Genomic DNA, 15640 nt, shown 5'->3' on the forward strand with positions numbered 1-15640 from the left:
GGCGATGAGAAAAACTCCCGATGCGGTTCATCCGCGTGGTAAGATGGAAGCAGCGAATGAACAGGGATGGGAGCTGAAGAAGGTCCATGAGCACACAGGAGCATAAGGCATTGTCGCCCAAGCAGGTGACGTGCATGGTGATCACCGTCTCCGATACGAGAACGGAGGAGACGGATAAAAGCGGACAACTGATGAAGCAATTGCTCGAGGAGGCCGGACATGCCGTTGCGCTGTACCGGATCGTCCGGGACGAGCCTGCACAGGTCGTCGCGGCCATCGAAAGCGGCATCGCACATGACCAGGTCCAGGTGATCCTCCTGAACGGCGGGACGGGGATCTCCCCGCGCGACAATACGTTTGAAGCCGTATCGGGCCTTCTGGACAAGGAAATGCCAGGATTTGGCGAGCTGTTCCGGATGCTGAGCTATACGGAAGATATCGGTTCCGCAGCGATGCTGAGCAGGGCTATTGCCGGGACGCGGCGAGGGAAAATGATCTTCTCCACCCCTGGTTCCACCGGAGCCGTCCGGCTGGCCATGAACAAGCTGATCGTGCCTGAGCTGGGGCACGTCGTGCGCGAACTGAATCGATGAAGGAGTGAAAGTGGGTGACATCGCCTGGAGCGAATGTTGCCCCTTTTTTTGTGGGGAGAAGCAGCCGCACCAAGAGCGGCTGATTTGCCGTATTCCGTCTGCTTGTGGTACTGTTACGAAAGGAATAAGACTGGCACCCTCCAGAAATCCAAAGAGGGGCTTGCCGGTGCCGAATTGTGCAAGGAGAGTAGACCGTACCATGAATATATTGTTATCCACCCTAAACGCGAAGTTTATCCATTCGTCTTTGGCCCTGCGCTATTTGCGCAGCTATACCCAATCCGCTTTTCCGTCGCTTCAGCTCGTCGAATATACGATCAATGACGTCACGTTGAATATCGTAGCCGACATTTACAAACGCGAGCCGGATGTCGTTGCCTTTTCCTGTTACATCTGGAACATTCGGGAGACGCTCGACGTGATTCGCAACCTGAAAAAAGTGTGTCCGGATGTCCCCGTCATCTTGGGCGGGCCAGAAGTGACGTACGACGCCGACTACTGGATGAAGAAGCATCCCGAGATCGACGTCATCGTCATTGGTGAAGGAGAGCAGACCTTTCTGGAGCTGCTGGAGGCATACCGGCAAGCCTTCCAAAACGGACAGCCGCCGCTCCTTCGCGACGTAGCGGGGATCGCGTATCGCGAAGGCGAACGTGTGCGTTTTTCGATGCCGAGGGGGCAGATCGAGGAGATGGATTCCATCCCATCCCCGTACGTGGACCATCTGGATGAGCTGAACAACCGGGTCGTGTACTTCGAGGCGTCCAGAGGCTGCCCATTCAAATGCCAATACTGTCTGTCGTCGATCGAAGACGGAGTCCGCTACTTTAGCTTGGAGAGAGTAAGGGAAGACTTGCTTCGGCTGATCAATCACGGGGTCAAGACGATCAAATTTGTTGATCGAACATTTAACATCAATAAAAAATATGCGTTGGAGATCTTTCAATTTTTGATCGACAATCACAACGGCACGGTTTTTCAGTTTGAAATTACCGCGGATATCCTGCGGGCTGACGTCCTCGACTTCCTGATCGAAAACGCCCCGCCGGGGATCTTCCGATTCGAGATCGGCGTGCAGTCCACCAACGATGAAACGAACCGCCTGGTGCAGCGCATCCAACGCTTCGACCGGCTGTCGCAAACCGTCACGAAGATCAAAAACTCGGGCAAGATCGATCAGCATCTCGACTTGATCGCCGGCCTGCCGGAAGAGGACTACCAATCGTTCCGCAAGACGTTCAATGACGTATTCGCTCTGCGGCCCGAAGAGCTCCAGCTCGGCTTCCTGAAGATGCTGCGGGGGACCGGGGTGCGGGCCCGTGCGGCAGATCACGGATACGTCTACATGGATGAAGCCCCGTACGAGATTCTTGGCAACAACGTGCTGTCTTTTGGCGACATGCAGAAGATCAAGCGCGTCGAAGATGTACTGGAAAAGTATTGGAACGCCCATCGGATGGATCATACACTGGAGTGGATGCTGGAGAAGGTATTTTCCTCCCCGTTTGACTTCTTTCAGTCGTTTGGCGACTATTGGGAAAAACAAGGGTGGAGCCGCATCGGCCATCAGCTGGAGGATTTGTTCACCCGCCTGCGAAGCTTTTTGCAGACTGTGCATATCGAGCGTCCGGAGCATATCCTCAGCCTGATGAAATTCGACTTCCTGCACAACCAGAAGCATCGCCCCCGCAAGCTCTGGTGGGACGATGTCATGGACAAACAGGAAATGCAGGACGCGTATGCCGCCGTATTTGAGCAGCGGGAGCAGCTGCGTGAAGATTTCGCTCGCCACGCGTCGCTGGAGAAGGATTACTACAAGCACACGCTTGCAGCAAAAGTGTCGTTTGACATCGCGACCTGGCTGAAAACGGGAGAAGTCATCGAAGGGGATTTTACGCTGGTCGTGTACTATCCGTACAAGGAAGGCGAGCAGAATGCCTTTACCATCGTCCGTCCAGCGTCGATCGCCAGCGCTTGAGTAAAGGGCTGCGCACCAGGAATGTTTTGTCCCGAAAGCGATAGGCTGGTCATAAAGGAGTAGGCAAGGCGAGGACAAAATATCTTCGCTTGATAAAACGGAGCCATCTATTGCAAAATAGACAAGTACCTTTTTGCATGTTCGTGCGTATTAATAGAAGTTGCGATGAAGCGTGAAAAACCCGTCGCGTGCAATCCTAGAAACAGCCGCAGGTGTGGCGAGGATAGGGGATTTTGCTCATGGAAATCAACATGCTGATATCGATCATAGAGCAATACGGTTACCTGGCCATTTTCTTCATGCTCTGGCTGGGGATCGTAGGATTGCCGATTCCCGACGAGCTGGTCGTCGCGACGGGAGGCTTTTTGGTCTCCATCGGCCTGCTAAACCCGGTGTATTCCTTTTTGGCCGGGTATCTGGGGGTGGCATCCGGGCTCACGATCGGATTTTTGCTTGGAAAATATTTTGGCAAGCCCATCCTGCATTGGCTGTCAAGGAGCGAAAAGATGCGCCATGCGGTCGAACGGTCGACAGAACTGTTGAGGAAGCACGGGACGTCGGCGCTCTGCATCAGTTATCTGTTTCCCGTCGTCCGCCACGTCGTTCCGTACCTGGTCGCCATGGGAGGGATGACCTACCGTCGCTACGCCTTGCTTTCTTATCCGATCGGCTTGGTGTGGACAATCGCGTTTTACCTGCTCGGCTACGTCTTTGGCAACCACGTCGAGACGATCGTCGGGATCATCCGGGAATACGGCTTTTACACCTTGCTGACGCTGGTAGTCTTGCTCGTCATCGGATTGATTGTACGCAAATACGTGCTGGCCAATCGGGCTTACCGAGCCAAAGGAGAGTAGTCTTATGTACCATCGACAATTGGCTAAGCACCGACGGAGCCGTAATCTGACACTTGCCGCCGGCTGGGTGCTGATCATTGCGGGCTGCGCCACCCCGTTTTTGTGGCTGCTCCTCCTCGGGGGGCTGCTTGTGAACTCCTATGCCTATTATTTGATGGCTGCGGACAAGCGGCTGGCCAAACGGCACGGCTTTCGTGTGCCGGAGGCGAGCCTGCTGACCGTCGCCGCACTTGGCGGAGGAATCGGAGCTTTGGCAGGAATGCTGGGCTTTCGCCATAAGACGAAGCACGCCTCCTTTCTCATCCTGGTTCCTGTTTTCTGTATCTTGCAAGTGTTTCTGCTGTTGCAAGGAATCGGGCGGATGTAATACGAAATCGCCTTGAGGATCGGCCAAACGGATTCGACGAAAAGTCGGGTCCGTTTTTTTGTGCGTACGTAAAATGGCGAGAAACTGGGTTTTCATTTCCTTTCTTGGGCACACTATCCGTACTGCTTTATCAATGACCGAGCATAAGGAGGGATTGCGCCTGAGCCAGTTTTGGAAAGCGTGGCAAAAACGGAAGGAAGCCCTTCAATCGAGTACGCTCCAGCAGCATGCGGCGAAAAGCATGGAGAGCGTCACCGACACACAGCTGACGGACAATGTGCACGAGAACGTTTCCTTGATCCAATACCAGCTTGGGAAATGCGATGATCTGGTCGTCCGCCGCTTTCGCAACAAAGAAGAGCAGGAATGCGTCATCGTGTTTCTGGACGGAATGGTCGATCGCAACGTCATCAGCGATTTCATCATCCAATATACGACGTCCCCTGACAAAACGTATGATGGCCCGGCGACGAACGAGCTGGAATCGACGGATCGGCTCAAGCAGGTGATCCGAAACATCTTGTCGGGCAGTGCGGTTTTGATGGTCGAAGGAAAAAAGCAGGCGTTCCTCAACAATACGCGGGGATGGGACCGTCGGTCGGTGGAGGAGCCGCAAACAGAATCGGTCGTGCGCGGCCCTCGCGACGGATTTTGCGAAACACTGTGCGTCAATTCGGCGCTCATCCGTTTCCGGCTCAAGGATCCGAATCTCAGAGTCCGGCATATGGTTGTCGGGCAGCGCACCCAAACCGATATTTACGTCATGTACATCGAGGGTCTTGCCCACCCGCCGCTGGTCCAGGAAATCCTCAGCCGGATCGAGAAAATCAACGTAGACTCGATACTCGAGAGCGGCTACATCGAGCAAATGATACAGGACCGCAGATGGTCGCCTTTTCCGCAGATCCAGAATACCGAGCGTCCCGACAAGGTCGTCGCCAACCTGCTGGAAGGAAAGGTGGCGATTCTGGTAGACGGGACGCCGTTCGGACTGATCGCGCCGGCCGTCTTTTCCCAGTTCTATCAAAGCCCCGAGGATTATTACGAGCGGTTCTACATTGCGGCCCTGATCCGGTTCATCCGGTTGATCAGTATCCTTATCGCGCTGATGCTGCCGTCTCTCTACATTGCCTTCAGCTCGTTTCACCCGGAGATGATCCCATCCAGGCTCGTCATTGCCATGGCTGCCGGACGGTCGACGGTTCCGTTTCCTTCTCTGGTCGAAGCGTTGTTCATGGAGCTGGCGATCGAAATTTTGCGGGAGGCGAGCGTTCGACTGCCTGGCCCGATCGGACCGACCATCGGGATCGTAGGAGCCTTGGTAGTAGGGGAAGCCGCCGTTTCGGCAGGTCTCGTCAGTCCGGTCATGGTCATCATCGTAGCCGTCACGACCATCGGTTCGTTCGCTTCGCCGAGCTATAGCGCAGCGATTGCCATTCGGATGCTGCGGTTCCCGGTGATGCTGATGGCGGGGATGTTCGGGCTATACGGCATCATGCTGTTTCTGATCGTCATGATGGTGCATCTGTCATCGCTCAAGTCGTTCGGCGTTCCGTACATGTCTCCGATTAGCCCGCTCAATTTGCTGGGGATGCGGGACCTTCTGGTACGCTTCCCGCACCATTTGATGAAGACCCGTCCCAGCATGTTTCACGTGCAAGACAAAGTCCGGATGCGAGAGGAGGAGAAATCGTGAGCAAACAGGATGGAGGTCGCGAGGTCCGTACGTTTTCGATGTGGCAGCAGACATCCTTGATTACGAGCACCCTGATCGGGGTAGGCGTGCTGACCTTGCCTCGGACGACTTCCTCCAAGCTGTATGAGGCAGGGTGGATCGCACCGATGGTAGGCGGTGTCCTGGTATTGTTCTCGGTTTGGATGATCGCAAAGCTCAGCCAGAGTTTTCCGGGCCAGACGTTTATCGAGTACAGCAAGATCGTATGGGGATCCGCCAAAAATCCGCGAGTCGGAAAGTGGCTGAGTTTGCCTTGGGTGGTCGGCTACCTGGCGTACATGTACTTTTCCACAGCCATTGTGTCGCGGATATTCGGGGAGGTGGTGGTCACTTCCGTATTGCTGGATACACCATTGGAAGTGATCATCATCACGATGTTTCTCCTTGCGCAAATCCTCTGCATGCACGATCTGGAGGTAGTGGCCAGGATCAACGAGCTCCTGATCCCGCTCATCGTGATTCCGGTTCTGATCATTGCGTTCGCCTCCTTTCAAAAAGCGGAATGGGACAACGTGTTTCCGCTATATCGGGCTTCGGGTAAGTCGCTTTATGAAGGCGTGTACGAAGCCGTCTACTCCTACTCCGGCCACGAAATCATGCTGATTTTCTATGCCTTCGCTCACGAGAACAGCAGCAAGGTGAAGGCCGGCCTTTCAGGAATCGGGATCACCATTTTCATATACACGCTCATCGTGCTCGCGGGAATCGTCGTCTTCGGCTACGAGGAGCTGCAGCGGGTTTCCTGGCCGACGCTGGAGCTGGTGAAGACGACGAAAGTCCCGGGGCTTATCCTGGAGCGGCTGGAGTCCGCTTTCCTGGCCGTTTGGGTAGCGGCTGTGTTCACGACGGTAGCCAATGCCTACTACGCCTTCGTGTACGGTCTGCGCCAGCTGTTTCACAAAGGCATGGTTTTTCAACGCATCGTCGCCGCACTCCTGTTTATCCCTCTTTTTTTCGTTGCGCTGTGGCCGCAAAACATCGTGGAAATCTTTCGGTTGAGCTCTTATTTGGGCACATTGAGCATCGTGATCAATATCGGCATACCGACCCTATACCTGCTCATCATGTGGACACGCGGTCTCGGGCAGGGGACAAAGGAGAGGAAAGCGGATGGCTAACAAGTGGTGGCGATTCGCCATGTGCATCAGTTTTGTGATGCTGCTTTCGGGCTGCTGGGACAGGCGCGAGCTCGAGGAGCGTTCCTCCGTTCTGGCTGTGGCCATCGATACGGTGGAAGGCAGGGAGGACTTGTACAAGCTGACCGTCCAGATCCCCATCCCCATCAAGATTGCGGGCAGCAGCGGCCAGGGCGGCGGAGGCAACTCCAATGCGGTCAAAATCATGAGCGTGACAGGCAAGACCGTCAATGACGCGGCGACCAACCTTCAGCTTCGGCTGAATCAACGGCTGTTTCTCGGTCATACACGGGTGCTTGCCATCAGCGAAGAGGTAGCGAGAAAAGGGATCGAGGACATCATGGACGGCTATCGCCGGGAGCCGCAAATCAGACGTCTGCTGTGGCCCATCATCGTGAAGGGCGAGGCGGCTTCTCTCCTGAAAATCAAGCCTCAGCTCGCGCAAATTCCCGTCGTCTTCTTGATGGATCTGATCGAGAACGGTGCCAAAATGGGGACGCTCCCCGACCAGACACTGGGCGATTACTTCAACCAGACCTCAAACAAATCGATGGAGCCGTTTTTGAACTATGTACAGGCCAGCGAGAGGGAGGTTCGCTGGATGGGCATTGCCGTGTTCCGGGGGCACAAAATGGTAGGCGTGATCAACGATGTGCATTCGTGGACGCTGCTGCAGCTTCGCAACGAGCAACGGGGCGGAGACGTCATCATCCCGTTGCCTGACACGAAAAATGGTTATATCATGTTTCGCCCCCACTTTGTAAAGACCAGGCTCGAAGTCAAGCAAAATCAGGGAAGCGGGAAAAATGCGAGCAATGGGCATGCTGCCGTCTATCACTGCGAGCTTCAGGGTGACATCGTGGAGGTGACGGTCAACATGAAGATGAAGCCTGAGCAGTTCATCCAGAAAATGCAGGTGTTGATCAAAAAGGATATGGAAAGTCGAGCCAAAAGGCTGTTTACCCAGCTGCAAAAGGACTATGACAGTGACGTCATCAAGCTGGGGCTTTCACTGCGTGCCCATCATTATCGCGACTACTGGCAGAAGCATAACTGGAAAAAGGATTTTAAAAACTTCCCGATCAGTGCCGACTACACGATCAAAATTCGTCGCTTAGGGATGGAGATGCAATAGGAGCGAGACAGACATGGCTAACCAGGGAAGAATCGTCAGTACTTGGCAACTGACTACCATTATGATAAATTCCATGATCGGGGTGGGCATTCTATCCCTTCCACGAACAGTGAGTACGACTCTCCATGAAACGGGATGGTTGGGGCCGTTGATCGGAGGGTTCATCGCTGCGCTTCCGATCATGGCGATCCTGTACTTGAGCAAGGAATACCCTGGGCTCACTTTGGTCGAGTACAGCCCGCTTGTTCTGGGCGGCAAGGGTTCTCGGAAATGGGGGAGGATCCTTAGTTATCCATGGATGTTTCTTTTTGTATCGTTTCAGTTTTTAAACGCGGGGATGGTCGTAAGAGGTTTCGGCGAGGTGGTCGTGACGGCGGTTTTGCTGGAAACCCCCCTCGAAGCGATTATCATCACGCTCATCCTGATTGTCCTGTACCTGTGTATGCACGAGATCGAGGTGGTCGTGAGGATCAACGAGCTGCTGTTTCCGATCATGCTCATCCCCGTCTTTCTGATCCCGTATGTATCCTTGGTCAGCGCGGATTGGAACAATTTGCTTCCCGTTCGCGTTGACTCGTGGAAAGATGCGCTCAAGACCGGAATTGGGACGTTTCAGCTCTACACGGGGTTTGAATTGCTCCTGATCTTTTGCGGTCTGAGCATGCAGGGGGCCAAAATCGGCCTGGCCACCTGGTTTGGCCTCGTGTTTACGATTATTTCTTACGTCCTGACCGCTGTTGCGGGTATTGTCGTATTCGGATACGAGGAGCTGCAACGAATGATCTGGCCGACACTGGAGCTGGTCAAAACCGCGCAACGGACCGGCTGGCTTTTGGAGCGGCTGGAGTCGGCCTTTTTGGCGATCTGGGTTTCCTCGGTATTTACGACTTTGGGCAACATGTACTATTCGACGGTGTACAGCATACGCATCTGGTTTCACAAAGGCATCTGGTTTCAGCGAATCACGGCGATCTTGCTGGCCGTTTTGCTGTATTTCGTCACGCTGCTGCCGCAAAATATCGTGCAGTTTTTTTCGTTCGCAAAGCACCTGACCCACTACGGCTACCCCGCCACGATCATCATGCCGATCTTTCTTGCCATGATCCACTGGCTCAAAAAACAAACTGCAGATGAACCGAGCGACAGAAAAAAGGGAGGGACATGAGAGTCTCTCCCTTTGATGCTTTGGCTTGCATCGATGAAACGCCTTCCTACAGCACAGGCTTTTGCGCTTGGGCAGGCAGATGCTCGGCAATCGTTTCGACCATTTCCTGGCGAGCCGAGTTATCGCTGTTTTGCCACAGCACTTCGAACAGGACGCCGAGACCGGGCAGTGTCTTCTCCTGGCCGCTGGTGATGGCATCGGAGATCGTCTCTTCGACGGCGTTGGCATTCGACCCTTGCATCTTGTACATGATAGCCTGACGCAGATTGAGCGAGGCAATGTTCATGGCAGACCGTACACCTCTCTTGTGAAATGAATTCGGACATAGTATTTGTTCCGTTTGGATGGCTCATACCTCTTTTGTAGACGCGCTCTGCGATGTGATATAATGCTTGGTATTGGAAAGAGTGACCTATTTGCATGTGTGGTTGCGGCTAAAAGGAGTAGATGGTGGATGTCAAAGCAATTTGCCATAATCGGGATGGGGCGCTTTGGTTCCAGCGTGGCCCGGACGTTGTACGAGATGGACTATGAAGTCATGGGCATCGACGAGAACGAAGAGCGCATCAATGAAAACATTCAATACGTTACCCACGCGGTCGCGGCAGATTCCACCGATGAGCGGGCTTTGAAGGAGATCGGCATTCGCAACTTCGATGTCGTCGTCGTTGCGATCGGTGTAGATATTCAGGCCAGCATCTTGACTGTGCTGACCTTGAAAGAACTGGGCGTGAAAAAGATCGTCGCCAAAGCGCAAAATGAACGCCACGGACAAGTGCTGTACAAGGTGGGAGCGGACCGCGTCGTCTTTCCGGAGAGGGATATGGGAGTGCGTGTCGCCCACAATCTCATTTCGGCCAACGTACTGGATTTCATCGAGCTGGCGGAAGATTACAGCGTAGCGGAGGTCGTGGTTTCCTCCAAGCTTGTCGGCAAAAACCTGCGGCAGCTCGACATCCGCAAAAAGTATGAAGTGAACGTCATCGCGATCAAGAGCGGCGACAAATTCAACATCGCCCCAAGTCCGGACGAAGTGATCCAGTACGGAGACGTGCTCGTGGTCATCGGGAACAACAAGGATTTGAAGGCATTCGAGGAGCGGGCGTAAAGAAATGGCACAAGAAGGAATTACCTCGGTTCAGAATCCCCTCGTCAAGCGGCTCCATCAGTTGTTGGAGCGCAAGGGAAGGGAAGCGCAAGGCCGTTTTCTCATTGAGGGAGCGCACCTGGTGGAAGAGGCGCTGAAAAGCGGAGCGGAGGTGACGACGATTCTGTACGACGCTGAGCGGGACATGGATGCGGCCCTGAGACGGGAGCTCGGCAACCACGCTCGGGAAGTCCAGGTCGTAGCTGCCTCTGACGCCGTTTTGGCCAAGCTCTCGGAGACCAAATCACCTCAGGGGATTGTGGCGGAGGTGAAGCGGGCTGAGCGGAGCTGGGCGGAGTGGATGCAGGAGAGGGAAGCGACCGGCGACGGGAAGCTGCTCTTGCTGCTCGACGAGATCCAGGACCCGGGCAACCTCGGGACGATTCTGCGCACAGCGGAGGCGGCAGGAGTGGATGCTGTCGTGCTGGGGAAAGGCTGTGTCGACCTGTACAACGGAAAAGTCGTGCGGGCCACGATGGGGGCCTTGTTCCGCCTTCCGGTATTTTCCCGTCCGTTGCCGGAAGTGGCGGATGAATGGAAGGAGAGGGGAGGCCGTCTGCTCGTCTCGACCCTTCATGAGAAAAGCATTTCCTACGACGCGGCAGACTACGCACAGCAAACGGCGATCGTGATCGGCAACGAAGGGCGCGGCGTGTCCCGGGCGATGGTGGATCGTGCGGACCAGCTCGTCCACATTCCGATTTACGGTCGGGCCGAGTCTCTGAATGCTGCGGTGGCGGCGGGCATTTTTGTATACGAAGCGAAAAAAAAGCTCAAAGACCGGCTGTCCTAGCCGATTTTTGAGCTTTTTTGCTTCTCCTTGTACTCCTCGCGGGCCAGCTGCCATTGATCCTGCGCCATGCGGATGATGCCGCTCTCGATCGTCGTGTTCCGGTATGAGAGCGCTTTCCCGAAATACCGGATGGCGAGATCGTATTTTTCCACACGCCGGTACAGCTCGCCGATCAGATAAAGCAGCCGCACTTCCGACATTTCCTTGTCCCCCCTGGAGTAGTCGGAATGGATGTACGAGAGCTCGTATTCATCCACAGCCATCCCGATGAGACGGAGCTCCTCCGCAGTCATTTCCAGTGAGCGGTACAGCCAGGCGAGGCGCAAATACAGACCGGCTTTGACGGAGTGCGGCTGGTCGGTCAATTCCGCGGCGAAGATGGCGAGCTTGTAGCTGACGATCGCTTCCGGTACGTTCCGTATGCGTCCGAAGTCCTTCGGCGTCCATTTTGCCGCGATTTGCTCGTTTACCAGGTCTTTCTCACGCGGCGTCAGCTTTTCTTTGAACTGGTCGGTGAAGGAAAAACCACATGCCGGGCAGACGTTTACGGTGTAGAGGATCGGGTTGAGGGACTGCTCCTTGAAGCGGGTGTAGAAATCGCTGTCGCGATGTTCCATCGTCAGCGACCCTCCTCTTACCCGCTTGGTGGTAAAGGAAGCCTGGCAGTGCCTGCATTTGCACGTTTTCTCGTAAAGGGAGCTAGCTTTATCAATCACGGTAGGAGTCCCCTTTCTCTTCGCGGAAGGCATTCGCAAAGGCTTGTCCGCTGTGGCGGACGTTTTTCGCGGATGTTTGCGCGTGTGAGCGGATGGGCATGCTAATAGGTATCATTTGTGGAATTGAAAGTTCATCTGTGTTGCGCTATAATTTTCCTACGTCTAATTATAACGTAAAGCGATGATGGAGACTAGTACGCAGGACCTATTCGTTTCCAGGGAGAAGGTGCCGCAGACTGAAAGCACCTTTACTGCAATAGCTGCCGAATTCACTCCAAAGCCGCGCTCTGAACCGTATTTTTACGCAGTAGGAGTACGCCGGGTCACTCCCGTTAGCAGTGGTCTTAAGTGAGACAAAAGTCACGCTGTTCGGCAGTCGTTTCGGACTTGCCGGAGGGTGGTTTGTCTAACAAGGGTGGTACCGCGAGAAAAAAAGCAACTCGTCCCTTTTGGGGGCGGGTTTTTCTTTTTTTCCCAATGAACAATAAAGGAGCGATATGAAGTGCAAACTCGGTTGCAAGAGATGAAAGAGTCCGCGCTCGGCCAGATCGGCCAGGTCACGGAATCCGCACAACTCCAGGAATTGCGCGTGAAGTACTTGGGCAAAAAGGGAGAGCTGACAGAGCTTTTGCGCGGCATGGGAAGCCTGTCGGCAGAAGAGCGCCCGCTGGTCGGACAGCTGGTCAACGAAGTCAGGGGAGCCCTGGAGGCGGCCTTTGCGAGCAAGCAGCAAGCGCTGGAGGAAGCGGCATTGAACGCGAAGCTGTCGTCGCAGACGGTGGACGTCACACTGCCGGGCCGTCCGCTGCCATCCGGAAGCATGCACCCGCTCTCCCGCATCATTGAAGAGATCGAGGACATTTTCGTAGGTCTGGGCTTCGAGGTGGCGGAAGGACCGGAAGTGGAGATGGACCACTTCAACTTCGAAATGCTCAACCTGCCGAAGGATCACCCGGCACGCGACATGCAGGACACGTTTTACGTCACCGATGAAATCTTGCTGCGCACCCACACCTCACCGGTACAGGCGCGCACCATGCTGAAAAAAGAAGGCAAAACCCCTGTGAAGATCATCTGTCCGGGGAAAGTGTACCGCCGCGATGATGACGATGCGACCCACTCCCACCAGTTCACGCAGATTGAAGGCCTGGTGGTGGACAAAGGCATCGGCATGAGCGACCTGAAAGGGATCCTGCTGACGTTTGCCCGCCAAATGTTCGGAGAAAACCAACAAATCCGCCTGCGCCCGAGCTTCTTCCCGTTCACCGAGCCGAGTGCGGAGGTCGATCTGCAGTGCTTCAACTGCGGCGGCCATGGCTGCCGCGTTTGCAAGCATACAGGCTGGATCGAGATTTTGGGGTCCGGGATGGTGCATCCACGCGTATTGGAGATGGCCGGATACGATCCGCAGGAAGTGAGCGGCTTCGCGTTCGGGATGGGCGTGGAACGGATCGCCATGCTGAAATACGGGGTAGAAGACATTCGCCATTTTTATACCAACGACGTTCGTTTCCTGCGTCAGTTCAATCGAGAGTAGAGAGGAGAGGCAAAGATGAAGGTATCGTACCAATGGTTAGCGGAATACGTCGATCTGAGTGACTGCACGCCTCATGAGCTGGCAGAAAAGCTGACTCGCAGCGGAGTAGAGGTGGATGCGGTAGAGTCGCGCAACGCCGGCGTATCCGGTGTCGTGATCGGCTATGTAAAAGAGCGGAGCAAGCACCCGGATGCGGATCGGCTGAACGTCTGCATCGTGGATGCGGGACAAGGCGAAGACCTCCAGATCGTCTGCGGGGCGCCAAACGTGGACAAAGGGCAAAAGGTGCCGGTGGCGCTCGTCGGGGCCAAGCTGCCCGGGGGCCTGACCATCAAGCGTTCCAAGCTGCGCGGCGTGGAATCCCAAGGCATGATTTGCTCGGCCAAGGAGCTGGGTCTCAATGACAAGCTGCTGGCGAAGGACCAGCAAGAAGGCATCATGGTATTGCCGGAGGAAGCGGAGATCGGGATGGACGCCGCCAGCTACCTCGGCATGGACGACTACGTGCTGGAGCTCGGTCTTACGCCGAACCGTTCCGACTGCCTGAGCATGATCGGGGTCGCTTATGAAGTCGCTGCGATTTTGGGCAAGGAAGTCGTGCTCCCGCAAATCGAGCTGCAAGAAGACGGCGGCGCAAATCCGCTCAGCGTCAAGATCGAAGCGACGGAAGCGTGCTATCAGTACCATGGCCGCCACTTCACAGGAGCCAAGATCGCGAGCTCCCCGCAATGGATGAAAAACCGCCTGATGGCGGCGGGAATCCGCCCGATCAACAACGTGGTGGATGTCACCAACTACGTCCTGCTCGAATACGGCCAGCCGCTGCATGCATTCGACGCGAAACAGGTAGCGGATCGCTCCATTGTCGTCCGCATGGCGCAGGAAGGCGAAAAGCTGGTGACCCTGGACGACCAGGAGCGCACGCTGGACTCCCAGACGCTGCTGATCGCCGACACGACCAAAGGCCTGGCGATTGCCGGAGTCATGGGCGGCGCCAATTCCGAGATTACCGGCGACACAAGCGAGATCATCCTCGAAGCAGCCTGGTTCACGCCAAAAACCGTGCGCCGGACAGCCCGCACGCTGGGCATGCGCACGGAAGGCTGCGTGCGTTGGGAAAAAGGAGTCGACCAGCTGCGCGTCCAGGAAGCGGGAGAGCGCGCAGCTGCTCTGATTCAGCAGCTCTCCGGCGCTACCGTCTCCAAAGGCATCGCGTCTGCCGTCGTGACGGAGGCCAAACCGGCAGCGGTCAGCATCAGTCTGGAAAAAATCAATCAGCACCTCGGTACGTCCCTCGTGGCATCCGATGTGTCGCCGCTCTTTGACCGCCTCAAGTTCCCGTATGAAGTGGCGGGTGACCGCTGGACCGTCACGGTGCCGACCCGCCGGGGAGACATTACCTTGCCGGAAGATCTGGTCGAGGAAGTCGCTCGCCTGTACGGCTACGACAATATTCCGACCAGCTTGCCGGCTGGGACGACCACCCAGGGCAGCCTGACCCCTGTGCAAAAGCTGCGCCGGACCATCCGCCGCCACCTGATCGGCCTCGGAATGAACGAAGCGATCTCCTATGCGCTGGTGCATCCGGATCGTGTGGCTGACGCAGCAGGCCTGCATACCGAAAACGTGCATCCGATCCCTCTGCTCATGCCGATGAGCGAAGAGCGAAGCGTGCTGCGCACCAGCTTGATCCCGAGCCTGCTGGAGACGATCGCCTACAACAAAAACAGGCAGAACCATGATGTCGCGCTTTTCGAATTGGGACGCGTATTCCTCAGCACGGAAGAAAAACTGACCCAGCTGCCGGATGAGCGGCTGTATGTAGCCGGGGCCTTGACGGGCCAATGGGTGCCGCAAAACTGGATGGGTGCGCGCCAGCCGGTTGACTTTTACCAGGCAAAAGGAGTCGTCGAGTCCCTTCTGGCGCGCCTGGGTATCACGGACGTGCAATACAAGGCCGTCTCCGATCTCGCCGGCATGCATCCGGGCCGCACTGCAGAACTGTGGTCGCAGGATCGCCGACTCGGATATGTGGGCCAAATCCACCCGGGAACGGAAAAAGCGTACGATCTGAACGAAACGTACGTATTCCAGATGGATGTGGAGAAACTAGTGGAGTCCGCGGCGAATGTGGGCTTCTACACTCCGCTGCCGAAATTCCCGGCGGTGACACGCGACCTTGCTCTCGTCGTAGACCGGGCCGTGCCGGCAGCCGCTCTGGAAGCTGCAATCCGCGAAGCTGCGGGAGATCTGCTCGAATCGCTCACCCTGTTTGACGTGTACACCGGAGAGCGGATCGCCGAGGACAAGAAGAGCATGGCTTTCGCTCTCGTGCTGCGCCACTCCGAGCGGACACTGCAGGACGAAGAGATCCAGCAGGTGACCGGCGCGGTAGTCGAAGCGCTGAAATCCAGCACAGGCGCTGAACTGCGCATGTAAGCATGGCTTGACGAAATCTGACATTTTCAGTAACCTAAAAAG

General features: G+C 55.7%; 14 protein-coding genes and 1 other annotated feature. Of the genes, 12 read left to right on the forward strand and 2 right to left on the reverse strand.

Going from position 1 to position 15640, the window contains the following annotated elements; genetic code table 11:
• Window positions 1–86: 86 nt before the first annotated feature.
• The 8 genes from RGB73_RS09450 (at window position 87) to RGB73_RS09485 (ending at window position 8966) form a co-directional block, all read left to right on the forward strand.
• Window positions 87–593, forward strand: coding sequence for a MogA/MoaB family molybdenum cofactor biosynthesis protein (locus RGB73_RS09450; RefSeq protein WP_310771264.1), 507 nt, complete (start codon window positions 87–89; stop codon window positions 591–593).
• A 199-nt stretch (window positions 594–792) separates the two neighbouring features.
• Window positions 793–2571: a B12-binding domain-containing radical SAM protein gene (locus tag RGB73_RS09455; RefSeq protein ID WP_310771265.1), complete on the forward strand. Its 1779-nt coding sequence runs from the start codon at window positions 793–795 to the stop codon at window positions 2569–2571.
• A 239-nt stretch (window positions 2572–2810) separates the two neighbouring features.
• A complete protein-coding gene (locus RGB73_RS09460; RefSeq protein ID WP_310771267.1) occupies window positions 2811–3428 on the forward strand; it encodes a DedA family protein in 618 nt (205 codons plus the stop codon).
• Window positions 3429–3432: 4 nt separating this feature from the next.
• Window positions 3433–3795, forward strand: a complete 363-nt coding sequence (locus RGB73_RS09465; protein ID WP_310771269.1) for a DUF1294 domain-containing protein — start codon at window positions 3433–3435, stop codon at window positions 3793–3795.
• A 160-nt stretch (window positions 3796–3955) separates the two neighbouring features.
• Window positions 3956–5491 (forward strand): spore germination protein, encoded by a 1536-nt coding sequence (locus tag RGB73_RS09470; protein WP_310774201.1) that lies wholly within the window; start codon window positions 3956–3958, stop codon window positions 5489–5491.
• Entirely contained in the window at window positions 5488–6648 is a 1161-nt protein-coding gene (locus RGB73_RS09475; protein ID WP_310771270.1) for a GerAB/ArcD/ProY family transporter, read from the forward strand. The genes RGB73_RS09470 and RGB73_RS09475 overlap by 4 nt, the downstream gene beginning before the upstream one ends.
• The gene (locus RGB73_RS09480) at window positions 6641–7801 is read left to right on the forward strand and encodes a Ger(x)C family spore germination protein (RefSeq protein ID WP_310771272.1); all 1161 of its coding nucleotides are present in this window, start codon (window positions 6641–6643) and stop codon (window positions 7799–7801) included. The genes RGB73_RS09475 and RGB73_RS09480 overlap by 8 nt, the downstream gene beginning before the upstream one ends.
• A 13-nt stretch (window positions 7802–7814) precedes the next feature.
• Window positions 7815–8966, forward strand: a complete 1152-nt coding sequence (locus RGB73_RS09485) for a GerAB/ArcD/ProY family transporter (RefSeq protein ID WP_310771274.1) — start codon at window positions 7815–7817, stop codon at window positions 8964–8966.
• A gap of 46 nt (window positions 8967–9012) precedes the next feature.
• On the opposite strand, the gene sspI is transcribed toward RGB73_RS09485, so the two are convergent.
• Window positions 9013–9252 (reverse strand): small acid-soluble spore protein SspI, encoded by a 240-nt coding sequence (sspI, locus tag RGB73_RS09490; protein ID WP_310771276.1) that lies wholly within the window; start codon window positions 9250–9252, stop codon window positions 9013–9015.
• 168 nt (window positions 9253–9420) lie between these two features.
• Here sspI and RGB73_RS09495 point away from each other — a divergent pair, with 168 nt between their 5' ends.
• Both RGB73_RS09495 and RGB73_RS09500 read left to right on the forward strand, forming a co-directional pair.
• Window positions 9421–10074 (forward strand): potassium channel family protein, encoded by a 654-nt coding sequence (locus RGB73_RS09495; protein WP_310771278.1) that lies wholly within the window; start codon window positions 9421–9423, stop codon window positions 10072–10074.
• Window positions 10075–10078: 4 nt separating this feature from the next.
• Window positions 10079–10906, forward strand: a complete 828-nt coding sequence (locus RGB73_RS09500) for a TrmH family RNA methyltransferase (RefSeq protein WP_310771279.1) — start codon at window positions 10079–10081, stop codon at window positions 10904–10906.
• On the opposite strand, the gene RGB73_RS09505 is transcribed toward RGB73_RS09500, so the two are convergent.
• Window positions 10903–11622, reverse strand: coding sequence for a DUF2225 domain-containing protein (locus RGB73_RS09505; RefSeq protein ID WP_310771281.1), 720 nt, complete (start codon window positions 11620–11622; stop codon window positions 10903–10905). The two genes, RGB73_RS09500 and RGB73_RS09505, sit on opposite strands and share 4 nt — an antisense overlap.
• Window positions 11623–11794: 172 nt before the next feature.
• Window positions 11795–12073 (forward strand) — a binding site (T-box leader).
• Between the two features lie 51 nt (window positions 12074–12124).
• Here RGB73_RS09505 and pheS point away from each other — a divergent pair.
• Together pheS and pheT are read left to right on the forward strand one after the other, a co-directional pair.
• Window positions 12125–13159, forward strand: coding sequence for a phenylalanine--tRNA ligase subunit alpha (gene pheS, locus RGB73_RS09510; protein WP_310771283.1), 1035 nt, complete (start codon window positions 12125–12127; stop codon window positions 13157–13159).
• Between the two features lie 15 nt (window positions 13160–13174).
• The gene (pheT, locus tag RGB73_RS09515; protein WP_310771285.1) at window positions 13175–15598 is read left to right on the forward strand and encodes a phenylalanine--tRNA ligase subunit beta; all 2424 of its coding nucleotides are present in this window, start codon (window positions 13175–13177) and stop codon (window positions 15596–15598) included.
• Window positions 15599–15640: the final 42 nt, after the last annotated feature.

This window comes from Brevibacillus brevis, assembly GCF_031583145.1.
GTDB lineage: Bacteria > Bacillota > Bacilli > Brevibacillales > Brevibacillaceae > Brevibacillus > Brevibacillus brevis_E.

Bases quoted from the DNA above. Each gene is read 5' to 3' on its own strand.
- RGB73_RS09450 (WP_310771264.1), top strand. From the start codon at position 87: ATGAGCACACAGGAGCATAAGGCATTGTCGCCCAAGCAGGTGACGTGC.
- RGB73_RS09455 (WP_310771265.1), top strand. From the start codon at position 793: ATGAATATATTGTTATCCACCCTAAACGCGAAGTTTATCCATTCGTCT.
- RGB73_RS09460 (WP_310771267.1), top strand. From the start codon at position 2,811: ATGGAAATCAACATGCTGATATCGATCATAGAGCAATACGGTTACCTG.
- RGB73_RS09465 (WP_310771269.1), top strand. From the start codon at position 3,433: ATGTACCATCGACAATTGGCTAAGCACCGACGGAGCCGTAATCTGACA.
- RGB73_RS09480 (WP_310771272.1), top strand. From the start codon at position 6,641: ATGGCTAACAAGTGGTGGCGATTCGCCATGTGCATCAGTTTTGTGATG.
- RGB73_RS09485 (WP_310771274.1), top strand. From the start codon at position 7,815: ATGGCTAACCAGGGAAGAATCGTCAGTACTTGGCAACTGACTACCATT.
- sspI (WP_310771276.1), bottom strand. From the start codon at position 9,252: ATGAACATTGCCTCGCTCAATCTGCGTCAGGCTATCATGTACAAGATG.
- RGB73_RS09495 (WP_310771278.1), top strand. From the start codon at position 9,421: ATGTCAAAGCAATTTGCCATAATCGGGATGGGGCGCTTTGGTTCCAGC.
- RGB73_RS09500 (WP_310771279.1), top strand. From the start codon at position 10,079: ATGGCACAAGAAGGAATTACCTCGGTTCAGAATCCCCTCGTCAAGCGG.
- pheT (WP_310771285.1), top strand. From the start codon at position 13,175: ATGAAGGTATCGTACCAATGGTTAGCGGAATACGTCGATCTGAGTGAC.